Genomic DNA, 18,478 nt, shown 5'->3' with positions numbered 1-18,478 from the left:
GACGCCTGGCCCGGGCTGCGGCAGCTTCAGCTCGCCGGGGCGATACGGATCAGCTTGCGGTTGACGAACTCACCGATGCCCAGTTCCGACAGCTCACGCCCGAACCCGGAGTTCTTGATGCCACCGAACGGCAATCCGGGCGAATCGGCGTAGCAGGAGTTGATGTAGACCATTCCCGAATCGATGCGCCCGGCCACACGGGTGGCGTTCTCGACATCGGCGTCGAACACGTAGCCGCCCAGGCCATAGGGCGTGGCGTTGGCCAGGGCGATCGCTTCGTCTTCGTTGTCGACCACATAGAACGACAGCACCGGCCCGAACGCTTCCTCGCGGTACAGCGGGTTGTCGGGCGAGATATCAGTGATGATCGTGGGTTCGAGGAAGAAGCCTGGACGCTCGACACGCTTGCCGCCCTGCACAACCGTTGCTCCGGCGGCGCGGGCCGCTTCGATCTGCCCCAGCAGGCCGGTCAGCGCCGTTTCGCTGACCACCGGACCGAGCCAGGTGGTTTCGTCCGTCGGATCGCCGACCGGCACCTGGGCGAAGCGCTGCTTGAGCCCGGCCAGGGCCTGTGCGCCACGCTCCTTGCCGATCACGATGACCCGCTTGATGTTCACGCAGCCCTGCCCGGAGTTGTACAAGCGCCCCATCACGCACTGGTCCAGGGCATGCTCCAGCGGTGCCCCCGGCAGGATGATCGCAGGGTCGCTGCCACCGAGCTCGAGAATGACCTTCTTCATGTTGCGCCCGGCACGCGCGCCGACCGAAGCCCCTGCCCGCTCGCTGCCGGTCAGCGCGACCCCGCGCACGCGCGGGTCGTCGATCAACCGGGCGACCTGGTCGATGCTGCAGAACAGGTTGGTGTAGGCACCTACCGGCGCGCCCGCTTCCTCGAACAACCGGGCAAAGGCCAGGGCACATTGCGGCACGTTTTCGGCATGCTTCATCAACACCACGTTACCGGCGATCAGTTGCGGTGCAGCGACCCGCGCCAGTTGGTAGTAGGGGAAGTTCCAGGGTTCGATGGCGAGAATGACGCCAAAGGGCTCGGCAACCAGGGTCGCGCCCGGCTCGTCCGCCAGCGCCTGCGCCGCGAGCAGGCGTTCGCCGTGCTTGGCGTAATAGTCGAAGATGTCTGCCACCAGGTCGATTTCGAAATGCCCGAAACGGGTGACCTTGCCCATCTCCAGGGTCGCGTAGCCTACGTACTCGTCACGCTTTTCCCGCAGAATCCGTGCCGCCTTGGCGATGATGCTGGCCCGCTGTGCCACGCTGCGGTGGCGCCAGTCTTGCTGAAACAGGCGCTCGGCGGTGTCCAGCGCAGCGAACACCTGCTCGTCGGACTGCAGGGCGAATTCCTTGAGCAGTTGCCCGGTGGTCGGGTTGATGGTCTTGAAGCTCATCGATGGTTCCTCGCAATGAAAGGTCGGTAATCAGTGCCCGATCAGGCCTCGGGCGCGCCGAGGCAACGTGCGGCGCCTTCGACCGGACGCTGCCAGGCAGCTGCATGGGTGGTGTAGATCTCCAGCTGCGGCAGCAGGTCCTGGCGCTGGTCCAGGGTGCCGAACTTGACCAGCACCATGCCCGGCAGGTTGCCGGCCTCGGTGATCACCGGCGAACCGCACTGCTCGCAGAAATGCCGGTTGGACGGCAGCCCGCTGTCACCGGTATCGACGAAGATCCGCGTCTTGCCGTGTTGGGTGTATTGCTGGCGCTGCACCAGCAGGTTGACGGAAAACGCACTACCGCTCGCCTTCTGGCAGTGCGTGCAGTGGCACACCACTGTCGCTTGCGGTGCTCCCTCGAGTTCATACCTGACTGCTCCGCACAAGCAGCCACCTTCACGTGATGTCATGGATTTCTCCGGTCGGGCGCCACCCGGCCTGCGGCCCTGGGTGGCGGTTACAAGTTTCGAAAACGGTCGAAAACATTTTTCGAAAACGTTTTCGAAACGGTAACACAGGCTTTTTTTGCCATCAAGGTGCGGGGCGGAGGGGCAATGCCAAATAAATTGTATCGACCACTACAATATTCTTGACCGAAGACATCTCGATTTGTATTTTGTATCAGTCGATACAAACAGGCTTTGCCGGACACCCGCACCCGGCAGCCCATCCAGCACTCAAGAGGTTTCATGTCATGACCGAAGAACTCGACCACCATCGCCGACGCCTGCTCGGCACCGCCGGTGCCGTGGCGCTCATGTCCGCCATGCCTGTCGCCAGGGCGGCGTCTACCCCCCTGCAGGCTCGCGTCGCCGGCATCCCCATCGCCGCCGCCACCGCCGAGCTATCACCCTTCCGCGTCGAGGTGCCGCAATCGGCGATCGATGACCTGCACCAGCGTCTGCGACTGATCCGCTGGCCCGAACAGGAAACGGTGAACGACTGGTCCCAGGGCGTACCGCTGCAGGCCGCCCGCGCCCTGATCGATCACTGGTTGCACGCCTACGACTGGCGCAAGTTCGAAGCACGGATCAATGCCTTCCCCCAGTTCCGCACGCAGATCGATGGCCTGGGCATTCATTTCATCCACGCCCGCTCCCCCCATGCCGACGCACTGCCCATCCTGCTCAGCCATGGCTGGCCGGGCTCGGTGGTCGAGTTCCTGCAGGTGATCGAACGGCTGACCGACCCTACCCGCTTCGGCGGCAAGGCCGAACATGCCTTCCATGTCGTGGTGCCCTCCATGCCCGGCTACGGCTTCTCCGACAAGCCTGCCGAGCAGGGCTGGCACCCCGGCCGCATTGCCCAGGCCTGGACCCAGCTGATGCGCGACAAGCTCGGCTATTCGCACTGGGTGGCACAGGGTGGGGATTGGGGGGCAGCCGTCACCCAGGCGATGGCCAGCCAGAAACCCCAGGGGTTGCTTGCGGCACACGTCAACCTGCCGCTGGTCGCGCCCAAGGTCAAGCCTGCCAACCCCAGCCAGGAAGAGCAGCGGGCCTTCGACGCCATCGAGTTGTACCTGGATCGCAAGGCCGGTTATGCCGACCAGATGAACACGCGTCCGCAGACCATCGGTTACGCCTTGAACGACTCGCCGCTGGCGCTGGCCATGTGGATGTACGAGAAATTCGGCGAATGGAGCGACAGCAGTGGCGGGCCGGAAGACGCCCTGACCCGCGACCAGATGCTCGACGACATCTCGCTGTACTGGTTCACCGCCACCGGCGCCTCCAGTGCACGGCTGTATTGGGAAGCTTGCGCCGGCAAGACGATCCGCGACCACACCTTCTTCAGCGCCGATCCGATCTCGATCCCGATGGCCGCCAGCATCTTCCCGCGCGAAACCTTCCTGGCGCCGCGCTCATGGGCGCAGGCAGCGTGGTCGAAGCTGTTCTACTGGAACACCGTGGACAAGGGCGGGCACTTCGCTGCCTTCGAGCAACCCGCCCTGTTCGCCCGGGAAATGTGGCAGGTCTTTGCCGGGTTCAGGCAGGGCTGACGCTCGCACCGACAGCGTCTACAGCGCGGTGCCTTTGGTCGGCACCGAGAACTGGCGGGTATCGACACCTTCGTGCTCGAGCAGGTGGATTTTCTTCGCCAGCCCTCCGGCGTAGCCGGTCAGGCTGCGGTTGCCGCCCACCACCCGGTGGCAGGGAATGATGATCGACAGCGGGTTGTGCCCCACGGCCCCACCGATGGCCTGCCCGGCCATGGTCGGCTTGTTCAGGTCCAGGGCCACCTGCTTGCCGATGGCGCCATAGGTCATCGTTTCGCCCCTGGGGATCCTCAGCAGCTGCCGCCAGACCGCCTGCTGGAACGCTGTACCGCGTGGCGCCAGGGGCAGCGCCCCGGCATCCGGGTCTTCGCCACGGAAATAGGCGTCCAGCCAGGCGCTCGCCTGCTTGAGCAACGGCCTTGGTGACTCGACCAGGGGTGACGCGTCGACGGTGCGGGCGAAGTACTTCTGCCCTTCCATCCACAGGCCGACAAGGTGGGTGTCGTCGCAGACCAGCAACAAAGGGCCTATCGGCGAGAGGTAAGGTTGCGAGTAGTACATGATGGCCTCCAGGCTGCTAGCCCAATGTGTTCCACAAGTTGATCGTTGCGTAGCTGCGCCATGGCCGCCATTGCTCGGCCAGTGCCTCCATCTGCTTCGGCGTGCGCGGTGCCAGGGCCTTCTTCACGCCATGGTCGGTCGGCAGGAAGGCATCGGTCCAGGCCAGCGCACGCATGGCGATGTACTGCGCAGTCCAGGGGCCGATACCCGGCAGCTCGAGCAGTTTCTCCACCTCCCGTTCAGGCACGGCATCGGCGCCGAAGCGCAGCCTCCCCTCGACGAGCGCTCGGGCTAATGCATGAATGGTCCTGGCCCGGGTGCGGATCACGCCCAACGGCCCCAGGTGCGCTTCGATGTCGCCCTCCAGGGCAAGCACACGTTCGGGAGAAGGGAACAGGTGAGTGAGCTCGGGCAGGTCTGTGATGACCGGCACGCCGTACCCGGCTGCGATGCGCGCCGCCAGGGTGCGCGCCGCAGCCACCGTCACCTGCTGCCCGAGCACGGCACGGACGGCCATCTCGAAGGGGTCGAAGCATCCGGGCAAGCGCGCGCCCAGTACCTGAATCCCAGGCTGCAGGTCATTCATCGACGCCAGCCCTTCATCGATGGCCAGCGGGTCGCTGTCGAGATCGAACAGGTGGCGCACCCGCGCCAGCACCGTGGGCAAGGTGCCCAGCAGCGAGGTCGAGACCTCGACATCGAGCACCCTGCGCTGCGGATTGTGCGACACCCGGATCCAGCCCGTGCGCAGCACTCCATCGTTGCCTGGCAGGGCGACGGTCCTGGCGTAGCGCCCATCGCGAATCAGTTCGACGCCCGGAATGGCCCGCGCGGCGAGAAACGTCAGCAGCGCGTCCCAGCGGTAGGGCGGGCGGTAGCTCAGGGCAAGGCTGAGCTGGCCGACCGACTCGATGCGCCTGCCCTTCTGCCGACGCAACGCCGAGGGCACCAGGCGATAGCGGCTCTTGAACAGGGCATTGAACCGCCTGAGGCTGCCGAACCCCGCCGCCATGGCGATATCGAGCATGGACAAGTCGGTGTCGGTCAGCAGCTTCTTGGCCAGCAACAGCCGGCAGGTCTGCAGGTACTGCACCGGCGACACCCCGAACTGGGCGACGAATACACGACGCAGGTGGCGGTCGGTACAGCCCAGGCGATGGGCGAGCTGATCGAGGTTGCTGTCACTGGCGCAATCTTCCTCCAGCAGCCTGGCGGCGCGAACCGCCAGTGATGCCGAGGCATCGATCGGCGCATTGCCTGGCGCCAGCTCCGGGCGACACAGCAGGCACGGACGATAGCCAGCCTGCTCGGCAGAGGCTGCCGTCTGGTGGAAGGAGCAGTTTTCCGGCTTCGGCAGTTTTGCCGGACAGACAGGACGGCAATAGATGCCGGTCGAGGAAACAGCCACGAAGAACCGTCCATCGAACCGCGGATCTTTTGCCTTGAAGGCCGAGTACCAGGCATCGTGCATGCTGTTCGCTCACGCTGTTGTCATGAAGCCTAGGGTACTGCGTGACCAGTTTCGTTGCCTGCCGTTTTCGGACATGGCCATGAAACAGCGGCGATCAGCGTTCGTGACGGTCACATGGCAGGTACGCTTTGCACAAGCGCTGAGACTGCCGCCATCGCAATCGCCCTGCCCCATCAGCGACAATGTGCTGGCCGCAAGCAGCGAGGAAGGCAAATGAACAAGCTTCAAGCGATGGAGGTATTCGTCCAGGTGGTGGATGCCGGCGGTTTCACCCGCGCAGCGGAAAACATGAAGCTGCCCAAGGCAACGGTATCCACGCTGGTACAGGGCCTGGAAAAGACGCTGGCGGCAAAACTGCTGAACAGGACCACACGTCATGTCAGCGTGACCGCCGAAGGCGCCGACTACTACGACAGTTGCATACGGATTCTCTCGCAGGTGCGCGATGCCGAGGATGCGTTGTCACACCGACGCCTCAATCCATCAGGCCGCCTGCGCATCGACATGGCCACCTGGCTGGCCAGCGAGGTGATCGTCCCGGCCTTGCCGGCATTTCGCGCCGCCTACCCCGACATCCACCTGGAAATCGGTTGCGGCGACCGGCCCGTGGATCTGGTCGAGGAAGGTGTGGACTGCGCCATCCGGGGTGGGCGTCAACTGGCCGACTCGCGGCTGGTCGCCCGGCGCGTAGGGACCGTGCACTATCGAACCTGCGCATCGCCCGCCTACCTGGAACGCCATGGCCGCCCCAACCACCCTGACGAATTGGCGCAGCATCAGTGCATCAATTACTTCTCCGCACGTACCGGGAAAATCTTCGATTGGTATTTTGCCCGAGAGAGCGAGCGCATCCAGGTCACGCTGGCCAGTGCCGTGGCCCTCAATGACAGCGCCGCCTATACCGTTGCAGGTGTAACGGGCCTGGGGATCGTGCAGATGGCCCAGGTGCTGATGGCACCCATGATCCATGATGGGCGGTTGGTACCTGTCCTTGAAGAATGGACCAACGATCCCCTGCCCATCTACCTGGTGTATCCACAGAATCGGCACCTTTCAGCCAAGCTTCGGGTATTCATCGAGTGGGTCACGCAGCTGTTCGCCGCGCATCCCGCTCTGCGCTGAACAGCTCTGGCGGGCATCAAGGTTCTGCCGCTAGCGGAAAGCATCCTTCATGCGGCGCAGTCTGGCGAAGACCTCCCAGTTGGCGCCGTCCCTGCAGTCCAGCCGCTGTCGTATGGAGTCCTGATCGACGCGTAGAAACGGATTGGCCGCAAGCTCCGTTGCCAGTGTCGAGGGAACAGTCGGCAGGCCCGCTTGCCTTTTCTGTTCGATCACCTCGACCTGTCGCAGAAGGTCGGCGTTGTCGGGTTCTACCGTGAGCGCGAAGCGGGCATTTTTTGCGGCGTACTCGTGCGAGGAATAGATGAGTGTTTCCGGCGGCAGGGACCTCAGCTTGTCGAGCGAGCTCCACATCTGGGCCGGCGTCGCTTCCTGAACACGTCCGCAGCCAAGATGAAAGACGGTGTCGCCAGAGAACAGCAACCCGGCCTCCTTGAACCAGAAAGCGATATGCCCGATGGTATTGCCCGGAACATCGATGACCGTGGCGACATGCCCGGCAAATTCCAGGGTATCGCCTCCGACCACTCCTCGATCGAGGCCAGGGATATCATCCTCTTCGGCCGCCGGGCCGATGACACGCGCCCCGGTCTTTCGCTTGATCTCGGTGTTGCCCGAAACGTGATCCCAGTGATGGTGCGTATTGAGGATGAGGTCGACGCGTCGTCCATCAAGCACCTCCAATACCGGACTTGCCTCGGTAGGGTCGACCACGGCCAATGCTCCGGTGCGTCGATCTTCTATCAGGAAAAGATAGTTATCCTCGAGGACCGGCAGGATCCGGACCGACAACTCGCTGTACTGTTCAACGATCATCTTGCACTCTCACAGATAATGAAGGCCGCGACAGGCAAACCCATTGCTTTTGCATTGCGGCCTGGTTTGGTTCGGCGCCGACGCGCAGCCATTGAAGGTGCGACTGAGCGGGCGCCGTCGCCAGCGCTTGATTTGCGCCGGCGACTTGCGATCTGCCTGCCGCTCAGCGTGGGGCCAGGCCCTCTGCTGCACGTGCAGCCCGGACGCTGGGCCGCTGCTCCATACGCTGCATGAATCGCTCGATGGCCGGGTATCCGGACATGTCGATACCCGCGCGAGGTGGCCAACTCAAGACGTTATAGAGATAGGCGTCGGGGGCCGAGAACTCGCTGCCGAGCACATAGTCGTTGCTCGTCAGGTGCGCTTCGACGAAGGCGAACCGACCGCTGAGGAACCCTTCGGCATAGCGGCGCTTGGCAGCCTCGTCGAAAAACGGCTGGAACATCGTCGACATTCCCTTGGCCAGGTCGGTCGCGATGAGGTTGAGCCATTCCAGCGCGCGATAGCGCTGCTGGGTGCCGAAGGCCGGCAACAGCTTGCGCTGCGGGTGCCGATCGGCGATCCACTGCAGGATGACGGCACCCTCGGTGACGAACTCACCGTCGTCGAGAACCAGCGTCGGAATGAAGCCTTTCGGATTCACCTCCAGATAGTTGCCTTCGACGGTAGTTTTCGTGGCGAAGTCGACCTGGACCAGGTCGAACGCCAGGCCTGCCTCGTGCAACACGATCGCTGGAGAAAGCCCGCAAGAGCCAGGGGAATAATAGAGTTTCATAGACCCTCGTATTTCAAGTTGGGTTTTCGCACATCAGGCTTCGATGATTTCCAGCGTTTCGACCATGCGAATCGCCTTGGAGAAGTTGGCCAGGTTGACCGAAGTCCTTGTCGCCAGGGCGTGCAACTGCTCGACCCGCTCACGGCTGGCGTCGGTATGCAGGCGTACCAGGTAACGAACTTCGTGGTAGCCTGGATTGACGCGCTCATCCAGGCCCAGGAACCCCCGCAGGTCGAGCTCACCCTCGGTTTCGATTTCAAGGCGGTGGAGGGTAATGCCCATGGCAGCCGCGTTCGCCGCGTAGCCGACCGACATGCAGGCGTTCAGCGCCGCCATCAGCAGTTCCTGTGGATTCGGCGCGGTGTTCTGTCCAAGCAATTGTGCCGGCTCGTCGGCGGCGATCTCGAAATGGCGTGCGTGCCTTTCGCCACCCAGTTCGTAATGGTCGACACGGCTGAGCGTTCGGGTCTGGCCCTGCCATTGGGTCTTGACATTGAAGCGGATGGCGCCCTTCGCCGGGTTATCGCGGACCGTCTGCGCGAAATGCTGCAGGTCGCCTACGTCGATGCCGTTTACGACATTGCTCATGATGTAATCCTATGCAAGACGCCAGGCGTCTAGTTGTCGAAGTTTTAGTGACTCGCTATTTCGGCGAACACCATCAGGTCGGTCTTGAACATGACGCGTTGCACGCCATGGAACAGTGCGTGATTGTTCGAAACAGTGGTAAATGCACAACAGCCAATGCCCTATCGCTTTGCGCTGGTAGCGCCTCGGCAGGGCTGTAAGCCATGAAATCTCCCAACTGCACATCAACAACCCGCTGAGAAAAAGTACCTCAGTGCTGTAGGGGGGACTAGCGCGCGCGACTTGAATTCACTGTTCAGAATTTCGGGGGGAATGTCCGGTACAACGGTGTCCGCGGAACATCTTCGAGAGTCAGATTTTGATCAGGCCAACAAAAGTTTTTGAATCTGTGGTGGTCAAGGACGGTGTACTGGGTAATCCGTCGAACGCTTCCTGACGAGACGATCAAGTTTGCCCTTGGCGTCATTGTCTTATCATTTTATTTTTGAATAAATTTTTTTGCCTTTCAGGGGAATAAAATCCGTACTTGAGCTGTTTTATCTTGAGGTAGCTATTGAGATAGTGCTGGAAAGCCTAAAGCGCTTTGGGATAAATGGCTTCTCGTAGACGAGAGCCTGATGCGAAGGGGGATGTTTTGACTGCTACCAGGAAATTGCTGTTCAGGCGCTATCGCGCATAGCGGCCTGATCACTCAATCTCGAATTACGCTAAATTACAGCGATTTATTATTTCATGAATTTACAGGGCTTGGATAAATTATGAGTTTCTGGAGAAATATAGGTTCATTGAGTGGCACTACAAATATCGGCATCTATCTACAGGGATCCTTGGCGTATCAGGCGGGAGAGCCTGGCAGTAGCCCACAAGGCGGCATCGACGTCGTCACGAGTTACGGGCATTACAACAGCTCCCCTTACGTGGTCTTCTCTAATGACGTATTTCCAAATGCAACACGCTATACGATTGAGAAGGTCTATTGGTTGCCCTGGCTAAACAATGAGATCACCTCTGTTTCTATCGCCGACCTGAATCGCTCAGGTTGTGATTACTTTCTGACTTCGACGTTTAGCGGTTGCCGATTTGTTTCAACCGATACGCTTTTCGCGCATGTTGCATTCCATCAGGGAATTTTTGGATCAGACAGTGCTGGTCGTGATTTGAGCGAAACTTTTTTGCACAATGTACTCAGCCCATGGTCTTTCCCTCAATCGCGTCGAAAGATGAGCATCAGTGGAAGCAATGGCATGAGTCGTCCGACGGATGTCATTTACGGTCATCCTGCAGCAGCTGATCCGAACCCTGGTCGAGCAGTGGTCGTAGGGCGCAAACTCAGTGATAATAGCTGGCAATTCAAGGCATTGACGTATGATAACGGAAGCCACCCTACGTGGCGTTCTTTGAGTTGAATGAACTGCCAGCTTTGTTTTATGGCGATCTGGTCAAGAATGATTAGAGCAGTAGCTAGGCATACTTGACTGAGAACGACTGCTGTATAACGAAAAAACAAGTCCACGACTGGCCTGAGTGTTTTAGATCAGCCGTGGGCTTTGGAAGTCAACAGCGATTGATATCAGCCAAACACTTATTGCCATTCAAGCTTAGGGCCACGGTATTTGTCCGTGCACCCGACTATTGGAGAATCGCTCTGCGGCGGTCATCGCTCGCGCCGGGCAGACAACTGCTGAAGCGCCTGCGGCGACTGACCGAACGAACGGATGAAGGATTGGCGCATGCGCTCGCGATCGCCGTAACCCGACTCCCTGGCCACCACTTCCACCGGGTGATTGGTGGTCTCCAGCATGACCCTTGCCGCCTCTGCGCGAAGGCGCTCGACCGCTTTTGCCGGTGATTGCCCCGTCTCCTCACGGAAGACCCGGCTGAACTGGCGCGCACTCATGTTCGCGACATTGGCCAAGGCCTGCACCGAAAGATCCGCCTTGAGGTTTTCCCGCGCATACGTGAGGGCTTTCTGGATGCGGTCGGATTTGGCGTCCAGGTCGACCAGCACGGAAAACTGCGACTGGCCCGCACCACGACGGTGGTAGAGCACCAGCTTTCTCGCAACCTGCTTGGCGATCTGCGGGGTGAGATCGTGCTCGACCAGCGCCAGCGCCAGGTCGATGCCGGCGCTCATCCCGGCGGAGGTCCAGATGTGCCCGTCAGTGATGAAGATACGGTCGTCCTCGACCCGGATCGCAGGATAGGTGCGCCTCAGGCGCTCGGCGTAAAACCAATGGGTGGTCACGCACCTGCCATCGAGCAGGCCTGCCTCGGCCAGGATGAAGGCCGCGGTACAAATCGAGGCGATACGCCTGGTCTTCTCGCTGATCTGGCGCAGGTGTTCGAGCAACGTCCGGCTTGGCGGCGCGATATCGTTGTCTCCGATGATGATCAGTGTGTCGAACAACTGCTCACCCAGCGGGCAAGTCTGCACGACGAAGCCTTGCGAGGAAGGAATCAGGCCGCCCGTTTCGGACACCAGGCTCAGCGCGTAGATCGGCTGCTGTGCGCAGAGGTTGGCATATTCGAACACCGACCCGACGGCCAGGCCGAGCGCCTGGAAGCCGGGATAGACCATCAGACCGATTGTCAGCATGAGGCCTCCACGCCGCCTGTAAATAGCCCCCATGATGCGCTTCGTCCTCCTGGCCGGCAATGGCCTGAATCTTGGCATCTATGACATAGCAGACATCCTGTGGCACGGTTACCTTGACTGCCTCACAACACACTTCGAGGGCAGCGGTAATGGCAAACGCAATCAAAGCAGGTCTGGCGGTGGTGACCGGCGCCTCATCGGGCATCGGTGCGCTCTATGCCGAAGGGCTTGCAGCACGGGGACACGACCTGCTGCTGGTGGCCAGGCGCGCCGATCTGCTGGAACAGCAGGCCGAACGTATACGCAAGGCATCCGGGCGCAAGGTCGAAACCCTGGCGCTGGACCTGGTTCAGCCGACGGAGCTGGAGGTACTGGAAGATCGACTGCAAAGCGATGAACGCATCAGCGTGCTCGTCAACAACGCCGGTGTCGGCGGGCTGGGGCTGCTGGCCGAATCAGCGCCTGACGCGGTGGGTGATCTGCTCGCACTCAACATCGTCGCCCTCACCCGCCTGACCCGCGCGGTGTTGCCGGCAATGCTGGCACGGGGCAACGGGGCGATCGTCAACGTCGCCTCCATCCACGCGTGGATGCCACGTCCCAACAATGCTGCCTACGGCGGCAGCAAGGTCTATGTGGTGCAATTCAGCGAGAGCCTGCAGCAGGAAGTGCAAGGCAGCGGCGTTTTCGTCCAGGCGCTGGTGCCGGGCGCTACGGCGACGGATTTCTGGGCGTCCACCGGCATCGACATCAACACCCTTCCCGCCCATGTGGTGATGAGCGGTGCGGATTTTGTCCGGGCGGCGCTGAGCGGCTTCGACAAGCAGGAGCCCATCTGCATTCCGGGCCTGCACGATTCACTGTCGTGGGAAAGCTACACCACCGCCAGGCGTGACCTTGGCCAGGCCTGCCTGACCAACAGCCCGGCTTCCCGCTACTCGGTCTGATGCCAAGGCTCTGCTTGGCACATGCTGGCGCGCGTGAAACGGCAGTCGGCTTTTTTTGCAGCAGACACGAAAAAGCCCGCCATGACAGGCGGGCTTTTTCAATACATCTGGCCGATCTGGCGCAGATACTCGAGCAGCGTCCGGCCTGACGGCGCGATGTCGTTGTCTGCGATGATGATCGGCGTGTCGAAAAAATCGCAAGCCACCCTGCACACGGAAGCCCTACCGCAGGCCTGCATCGTCTAAAAAACAAACACAACAACCAGTCACCACGCCCGTGTCAGCTTCTGATCAGCCCAGAACTCTACACGAATAACGAATTTCATTTCCCACCGAAGCCTCGTCAGGCAGTGCCTTATACAATGTAAAAATCTGCGATATTACGAGATGTAGGTAGTAATTTAGGAAAAATACAGAAAAAATCATTATTTCCAGCACTCGAGTGAAGCCATCGAACCTTGAGCGACCTCGTGTCTGGATTCGAAAACGCTTGACCAGCAGGGACTCCGAGCGTATCAATATTGAGACGAACGCAAGCCCTGATCTCCAGTATTGGAACGGTCGACCAAAATGCTCATACCCCCTCCAAGCTCAACCTACCGAGCCCTGGCGCCCGCCTATGGTGGTTTCAGCCACCCTTTCAAATGCTATGACAGTGCTCGTAGCGTACCCCTGCTATCCGCAGTCAGCGGCAGAAAAGTGCGCCCATGCATTTCCTGTGCAGAGCGCTGGAAACATTGTCCTTGGCCCTATCGAGGTTGAATAGGTCGGCAGGAAACCACTAGTCGAATACGGTGCATAGTGCACAGTCAGACTTCGAATATCGCGATAACTATATTTAAAAGACGGTAAAAATAAAATGGCCATGAATTCGTCTAAAAAGCTGTACATGCAAGTTATATGCGCAATTATAATAGGCATACTACTCGGGCATTTTTACCCGCAATTGTCTGTGGAGTTCAAACCCCTGGGTGACATTTTCATCCGCATGATTAAAATGATGATTGGCCCGATCATCTTCGTTACGATCGTTGTCGGGATAGCCAAAGGACATGCGGAATCAGCCGCCGCGTTCGGTCGCCTGACATTGAAAACGATCATCTATTTTGAAGTCGTGACCACGTTCGCAATGGCAATTGGCCTGTCAGTGGGATTACTGTTACAGCCTGGCGCAGGAATGAATGTAGACCTGAATACCATTGACACAAGTGCCGTAGCATCTTACAAAGCAGCTGCAGTGCCATTTTCGACTATTGATTTCATTCTGCACATCGTCCCCACCTCCCTCATAGAACCGTTCGTCAAAGGTGACATGCTGCAAATCCTTTTCCTTTCGGTGCTGAGCGGTTTTGCGCTTTCACTGAGTGGAAACGCAGGTCAAAGCATTGTCGGTCAAATGGAAAAGGCTACAGTTCCTCTTTTCAAGATTGTCAACATCATCATGCGTCTCGCTCCGATAGCAGCATTCGGTGCAATGGCCTTCACCGTTGGTAAATTTGGTCTGGGCTCTTTAAAAAACCTTGGCCTGCTGGTGATGTGCTTCTATATCACCAGTGCCATTTTTATCATCTTGATCCTTGGCTCTCTTGCTCGCTACTCCGGGTTCAAACCTTTGGCGCTTGCCAAATACTTCCGCGAGGAGGCGCTGATTGTTTTTGCCTGCGCATCGAATGAAGCAGTGTTGCCTGCCCTGGTCAAAAAACTGGAAAACCTGGGATGCCGCAAAGGCGTGGTGGGAGTGGTCCTGCCGATGAGCTATGCCCTGAACCTCGATGGTGCATGCATCTACTACACCATGGCTATCGCATTCCTGGCACAAGCACTGAACGTCGACCTCTCCTGGGTTGACCTTCTCACAATCTTTGGTGTCCTGCTCCTGACGTCAAAAGGCTCAGCGACTGTAACGGGTGGCGGCTTCATTACATTGGCGGCGACGCTGGCCACTGTACACGGCAAGGTTCCAGTCGATGCAATGGTGCTTTTACTGGGTGTAGACCGACTACTCTCCGAGGCACGCTCCCTGACCAACTTCTGCGGAAACGTCATCGCGACCATCTTCATGTCACGACTGGAGAACGCCATTGATATGGAGCATGCCCAAAAGGTCCTGAAAGGTGAAATAAGCCCACCCGCATTGACCGATAGCGTCAATGAACACCAGGCGTCCAACGCGCTTATCGAAGGCGCCGCCCAGAAATAATATATGTCACACGAACGGCCAGAGGTGGAGGCTCCGCCTCTGAGCGATATCCGTCAACGTTTCGCTGCCAGCACACATTTCACTGATGCGCTTACGAAAGCGTAAAAGATATTGATTTCCTCGTCATAAGCATGTGCATGCGCCAGCCACTGCTGCGCACGTGCGTGCGTGCGTGACCAATGAAGCATCTTGGCTCACCACGACATCTACTTGAATAAAGCCACATACACACTTCGGAATGCAATCATGAAAAACTCGTGGAACACGGTCGCTGAATTACTATTCAACGACATCCGAGCGCTGTCCCTGGATGAGCATGAAGGCGTGACACGCGAGAGCTACGGCAAACGTGAAACCGATACGATCTCTTACCTTTCAGCATTTGCCATCCATCACGACCTGCACGTATCCAGCGATCGTGCCGGCAACGTTATTTTCAAGCGCAAAAACGATACGGGGGCACCGGCCATCTGGTATGGATCACATTTGGATTCGGTCCCTCAGGGCGGAAACTACGATGGTCTTGCTGGGGTCATTGCCGGGATCATCTGCCTTTGCAGACTCGACCAGGACAATATTGTCACCTCCATGCCCGTACGTGTAATCGGTCTTCGTGGCGAAGAAAGCGCATGGTTCGGCAAGTCCTATATCGGGTCCAAGGCACTCACCGGCGGCCTTACCGCTGCCGATCTGCAACTCAAGAACCGTTTTAATGGCCAGTCTCTAGGGGCGGCATTGAAGTCTGTAGGCGCGGATATTGACGCGATCTGTCGGCAGGAATGGTTAATTGATCGCTCACAGTTTGCTGGCTATCTTGAGGTGCATATCGAACAGGCTGAGTCTCTTGAACACCTGGGCGAGGCGGTCGGGGTCGTACCCGGGATCCGCGGAAACTTCAGGCACAACGTCATACATTGTCTGGGCGAGGATGGTCACTCGGGAGCCGTAGCACGTGAGGATCGACACGACTCCGTGTTCTCTGTAAGCGAGCTGATCAGCCACATCGACAACCTCTGGCGCGAGTGGGTCGCCGCTGGGAAGGATCTTGTGGTGACGGTTGGCACAATAGGCACCAATGCGGCTCATCATGCAGTCTCGCGCATTCCCGGTGACGTCAGCTTCAGCCTCGAGCTGCGCAGCCTTCATACGGAAACCATGGAGACTTTTTATGAGTTGATAAGCTCTGAAGTTCGGGCGATCGAGGAAACAAGACAGGTGAAGTTCATCTTCGATAAGCGGATCGATACATCTCCCGCCGCAATGTATCTTCCCTGGATCGACACTTTGGTACGCCACACTAAAGCGCTCGGCAGTGCTGGCACGCTGACGCCAAGCGGCGCAGGCCATGATGCCGCCGTGTTTTCCAACGCCGGTGTGCCTAGCGGCATGCTGTTCATCCGCAACCAGCACGGCTCTCACAACCCGCATGAGGCCATGCATATCGAAGACTTCATGCACGCCACGGAAATTCTTTTTCAGGCGACGCGAGAACTGACCTCCTTCGACAATCCAGCGACCGGGCCTGTTGCCGCTGACCGAAAACTGACCCAGTAGAGGCTGTTCTGCCGACTGAAAACTGACCCAGGTGTTCAACTGCTTCTGCTCAATTTTTGAGCAGGAGAACACAGGGTGATCAGTATGGAAATGATGGGCAAAATCCGCCGGATGTATTTCCGCGACAAGCTGTCGCTGCATGAGATAGCCAAGCGCACCGGGTTGGCGCGCAACACGATTCGCAAGTGGGTCAGAGCACCTGAGGCCAAGCCGCCGGTCTACCAACGCCGCGCGATCTTCAACAAACTCAGCCCTTTTCACGCCACGCTGGAGCAGGCGCTAAAAGCCGATTCGCTGCGGCCCAAGCAACAGCGGCGCAGTGCCAAGGCGCTGTTGGCGCAAATCAAAGCCGAAGGTTATGACGGTGGCTACAGCCAGCTCACCGCGTTTATCCGTGCCTGGCGAGGGGGACAGGGCAAGGCGTCGCAGGCCTTTGTGCCGCTGACCTTTGCTCTTGGCGAGGCGTTTCAGTTTGACTGGAGCGAGGAAGGCTTGCTGGTCGGCGGCATTTACCGGCGTATGCAGGTGGCACATCTGAAGCTGTGTGCCAGCCGTGCGTTCTGGCTTGTGGCGTATCCGAGCCAGGGCCATGAGATGTTATTTGACGCCCATACACGCTCGTTCGGCTCCTTGGGCGGCGTGCCGCGCCGGGGCATCTACGACAACATGAAGACCGCCGTCGACAAGGTCAATAAGGGCAAAGGCCGGGCGGTGAATGCGCGCTTTGCGGTGATGTGCGCGCATTACCTGTTCGATCCGGACTTCTGCAACGTCGCCGCTGGTTGGGAAAAGGGCATCGTTGAAAAGAACGTGCAAGACAGCCGCAGGCGTATCTGGCTAGACGCCCAGGACTGCCAGTTTCACTCCTTCGAGGAACTCAATGCCTGGCTGGGCCAGCGCTGCCGCGCGCTTTGGAACGAGCTGACGCACCCTCAATACAGCGGTCTGAGTGTGGCCGAAGTGCTGGAGTTGGAGCGCGCTGAACTGATGCCTGTGCCAGCGCCATTCGACGGTTACGTCGAGCGGCCTGCGCGGGTCTCCAGCACCTGCCTGGTCAGCGTCGGGCGCAACCGCTACTCGGTGCCGTGTGAGTACGCGGGTAAGTGGGTCAGCAGCCGTTTGTATCCGACGCGAATCGAGGTGGTGGCTGACGACGCGCTGATCGCCAGCCATGTCCGCTTGCTGGATCGCGACCAGGTCAGCTATGACTGGCAGCACTACCTCCCGCTGATCGAACGCAAGCCCGGTGCGCTGCGCAACGGCGCGCCCTTTGCTGATCTGCCGGCGCCGCTGCGTCAGCTTAAGCACGGTCTGGGGCGTCATGCCGGCGGTGACCGGATCATGGCGCAAGTTCTGGCTGCCGTACCGGTCGCCGGGCTCGATGCGGTGCTGGTGGCTGTTGAGCTGGTACTGGAAAGCGGCAGCCTGAGCGCCGAACACATCCTCAATGTCGTGGCGCGCCTGGCCGCGACCGAACCACCACCCAGCGTCGAAACCCACTTGTTGCTCAAGGAAGCCCCCGTCGCTAACACGGCGCGCTACGACCGCCTGCGTGGCCAGACCGAGGAGGTCGGTCATGCGTGATTTGATGGCGGAACTCAAGGAGCTGCGCCTGCACGGCATGGCCACGGCCTGGGCGGAGTTAACTGCACAGGGTGAGTCGAACACAGCCTCGTCCAAGTGGCTGCTCGAACACCTGCTGGAACAAGAGCACACAGATCGCGCCATGCGCTCGGTGAGCCACCAGATGAACATGGCCAAGCTGCCGATGCACCGCGATCTGGCCAGCTTCGATTTCAACGCCTCTAGCGCCGACGCACGCCTGATCAGCGAGCTGGCCAGCCTGGCCTTTACCGGCACCGCGCAGAACGTGGTGCTGATCGGTGGGCCAGGCACCGGTAAAACCCACCTAGCCACCGCGCTGGCCGTGTCCGGCATCACCCGGCATGGCAAGCGCGTGCGCTTCTACTCCACGGTCGATCTGGTCAATCTGCTGGAGCGCGAAAAACACGACGGCAAAGCCGGGCGGATCGCCCAGGCACTGCTGCGCATGGATCTGGTCATCCTCGACGAACTGGGTTATCTGCCGTTCAGCCAGGCTGGCGGTGCGTTGCTGTTTCACCTGCTGTCCAAGCTGTACGAACACACCAGCGTGGTGATCACCACCAACCTGAGCTTCGCCGAATGGTCGAGCGTGTTCGGCGACGCCAAGATGACCACCGCCCTGCTGGATCGGCTGACCCACCACTGCCACATCGTCGAAACCGGTAACGAGTCCTATCGCCTGCAACACAGTAGCTTGGCGGCCCAGGCCAAGATCAAATCACGGGAGCGAAAGCGTAAGGGCGGCCAGGAACCGGAGGACGATGAGTCGTTCTGATTTCATGGCGACGACGGCCTGCTACAT

18 protein-coding genes are annotated in these 18,478 nt (G+C 59.6%); 10 read left to right on the top strand and 8 right to left on the bottom strand.

Going from position 1 to position 18,478, the window contains the following annotated elements:
- Window positions 1–26: 26 nt before the first annotated feature.
- Both AC1TXO_RS06865 and AC1TXO_RS06860 read right to left on the bottom strand, forming a co-directional pair.
- Window positions 27–1,403 (bottom strand): NAD-dependent succinate-semialdehyde dehydrogenase, encoded by a 1,377-nt coding sequence (locus tag AC1TXO_RS06865; protein ID WP_486405610.1) that lies wholly within the window; start codon window positions 1,401–1,403, stop codon window positions 27–29.
- 41 nt (window positions 1,404–1,444) lie between these two features.
- Complete coding sequence (locus tag AC1TXO_RS06860; RefSeq protein ID WP_486405609.1) at window positions 1,445–1,855, bottom strand: GFA family protein; 411 nt, start codon at window positions 1,853–1,855, stop codon at window positions 1,445–1,447.
- 284 nt (window positions 1,856–2,139) lie between these two features.
- Between AC1TXO_RS06860 and AC1TXO_RS06855 the strand changes: the two genes are divergently transcribed.
- On the top strand, window positions 2,140–3,447 hold the full coding sequence (locus tag AC1TXO_RS06855) for an epoxide hydrolase family protein (protein WP_486405608.1): 1,308 nt from the start codon (window positions 2,140–2,142) through the stop codon (window positions 3,445–3,447).
- 18 nt (window positions 3,448–3,465) lie between these two features.
- Here AC1TXO_RS06855 and AC1TXO_RS06850 read toward each other — a convergent pair whose 3' ends face one another.
- Both AC1TXO_RS06850 and AC1TXO_RS06845 read right to left on the bottom strand, forming a co-directional pair.
- Window positions 3,466–4,005 carry a methylated-DNA--[protein]-cysteine S-methyltransferase gene (locus AC1TXO_RS06850; RefSeq protein WP_486405607.1) on the bottom strand — a complete coding sequence of 180 codons (540 nt, stop codon included), beginning with the start codon at window positions 4,003–4,005 and terminating at the stop codon, window positions 3,466–3,468.
- Window positions 4,006–4,021: 16 nt separating this feature from the next.
- A complete protein-coding gene (locus AC1TXO_RS06845; RefSeq protein ID WP_486405606.1) occupies window positions 4,022–5,476 on the bottom strand; it encodes an AlkA N-terminal domain-containing protein in 1,455 nt (484 codons plus the stop codon).
- Between AC1TXO_RS06845 and AC1TXO_RS06840 the strand changes: the two genes are divergently transcribed.
- Together AC1TXO_RS06840 and AC1TXO_RS06835 are read left to right on the top strand one after the other, a co-directional pair.
- A complete protein-coding gene (locus tag AC1TXO_RS06840; RefSeq protein WP_486405605.1) occupies window positions 5,475–5,693 on the top strand; it encodes a hypothetical protein in 219 nt (72 codons plus the stop codon). The two genes, AC1TXO_RS06845 and AC1TXO_RS06840, sit on opposite strands and share 2 nt — an antisense overlap.
- Entirely contained in the window at window positions 5,690–6,598 is a 909-nt protein-coding gene (locus AC1TXO_RS06835) for a LysR family transcriptional regulator (protein WP_486405604.1), read from the top strand. Before AC1TXO_RS06840 ends, AC1TXO_RS06835 begins: the two co-directional genes overlap by 4 nt.
- Before the next feature lie 30 nt (window positions 6,599–6,628).
- On the opposite strand, the gene gloB is transcribed toward AC1TXO_RS06835, so the two are convergent.
- The 3 genes from gloB to AC1TXO_RS06820 form a co-directional block, all read right to left on the bottom strand.
- Window positions 6,629–7,411: a hydroxyacylglutathione hydrolase gene (gene gloB / locus AC1TXO_RS06830; RefSeq protein WP_486405603.1), complete on the bottom strand. Its 783-nt coding sequence runs from the start codon at window positions 7,409–7,411 to the stop codon at window positions 6,629–6,631.
- A 163-nt stretch (window positions 7,412–7,574) separates the two neighbouring features.
- Window positions 7,575–8,186, bottom strand: coding sequence for a glutathione transferase GstA (gene gstA / locus AC1TXO_RS06825; RefSeq protein ID WP_486405602.1), 612 nt, complete (start codon window positions 8,184–8,186; stop codon window positions 7,575–7,577).
- A 33-nt stretch (window positions 8,187–8,219) separates the two neighbouring features.
- Window positions 8,220–8,774, bottom strand: a complete 555-nt coding sequence (locus AC1TXO_RS06820) for an OsmC family protein (protein WP_486405601.1) — start codon at window positions 8,772–8,774, stop codon at window positions 8,220–8,222.
- Between the two features lie 758 nt (window positions 8,775–9,532).
- On the opposite strand from AC1TXO_RS06820, the gene AC1TXO_RS06815 reads away from it, so the two are divergent.
- Window positions 9,533–10,180, top strand: coding sequence for a hypothetical protein (locus AC1TXO_RS06815; RefSeq protein ID WP_486405600.1), 648 nt, complete (start codon window positions 9,533–9,535; stop codon window positions 10,178–10,180).
- Window positions 10,181–10,428: 248 nt separating this feature from the next.
- Here the strand turns inward: AC1TXO_RS06815 and AC1TXO_RS06810 are convergent, their stop codons facing one another.
- Window positions 10,429–11,370, bottom strand: a complete 942-nt coding sequence (locus AC1TXO_RS06810) for a GlxA family transcriptional regulator (protein ID WP_486406807.1) — start codon at window positions 11,368–11,370, stop codon at window positions 10,429–10,431.
- 149 nt (window positions 11,371–11,519) lie between these two features.
- On the opposite strand from AC1TXO_RS06810, the gene AC1TXO_RS06805 reads away from it, so the two are divergent.
- The 6 genes from AC1TXO_RS06805 to istB all read left to right on the top strand — a co-directional run bounded on the left by AC1TXO_RS06805 (window position 11,520) and on the right by istB (window position 18,451).
- Window positions 11,520–12,317 (top strand): SDR family NAD(P)-dependent oxidoreductase, encoded by a 798-nt coding sequence (locus AC1TXO_RS06805; protein ID WP_486405599.1) that lies wholly within the window; start codon window positions 11,520–11,522, stop codon window positions 12,315–12,317.
- A 21-nt stretch (window positions 12,318–12,338) separates the two neighbouring features.
- On the top strand, window positions 12,339–12,563 hold the full coding sequence (locus AC1TXO_RS06800; RefSeq protein WP_486405598.1) for a hypothetical protein: 225 nt from the start codon (window positions 12,339–12,341) through the stop codon (window positions 12,561–12,563).
- A 613-nt stretch (window positions 12,564–13,176) separates the two neighbouring features.
- Window positions 13,177–14,517, top strand: coding sequence for a C4-dicarboxylate transporter DctA (dctA, locus tag AC1TXO_RS06795; protein WP_486405597.1), 1,341 nt, complete (start codon window positions 13,177–13,179; stop codon window positions 14,515–14,517).
- Window positions 14,518–14,763: 246 nt separating this feature from the next.
- Window positions 14,764–16,071 (top strand): hydantoinase/carbamoylase family amidase, encoded by a 1,308-nt coding sequence (locus tag AC1TXO_RS06790; protein ID WP_486405596.1) that lies wholly within the window; start codon window positions 14,764–14,766, stop codon window positions 16,069–16,071.
- An 84-nt stretch (window positions 16,072–16,155) separates the two neighbouring features.
- Entirely contained in the window at window positions 16,156–17,655 is a 1,500-nt protein-coding gene (gene istA / locus AC1TXO_RS06785) for an IS21-like element ISPst3 family transposase (protein WP_486406806.1), read from the top strand.
- Window positions 17,648–18,451: an IS21-like element ISPst3 family helper ATPase IstB gene (istB, locus tag AC1TXO_RS06780; RefSeq protein ID WP_486402275.1), complete on the top strand. Its 804-nt coding sequence runs from the start codon at window positions 17,648–17,650 to the stop codon at window positions 18,449–18,451. Before istA ends, istB begins: the two co-directional genes overlap by 8 nt.
- Window positions 18,452–18,478 lie beyond the last annotated feature (27 nt).

It is taken from the genome of Pseudomonas sp. FA117, assembly GCF_057370475.1.
Note: the sequence above shows the minus strand (reverse complement) of the source record. Positions and strands in the feature narration are given on the sequence as shown.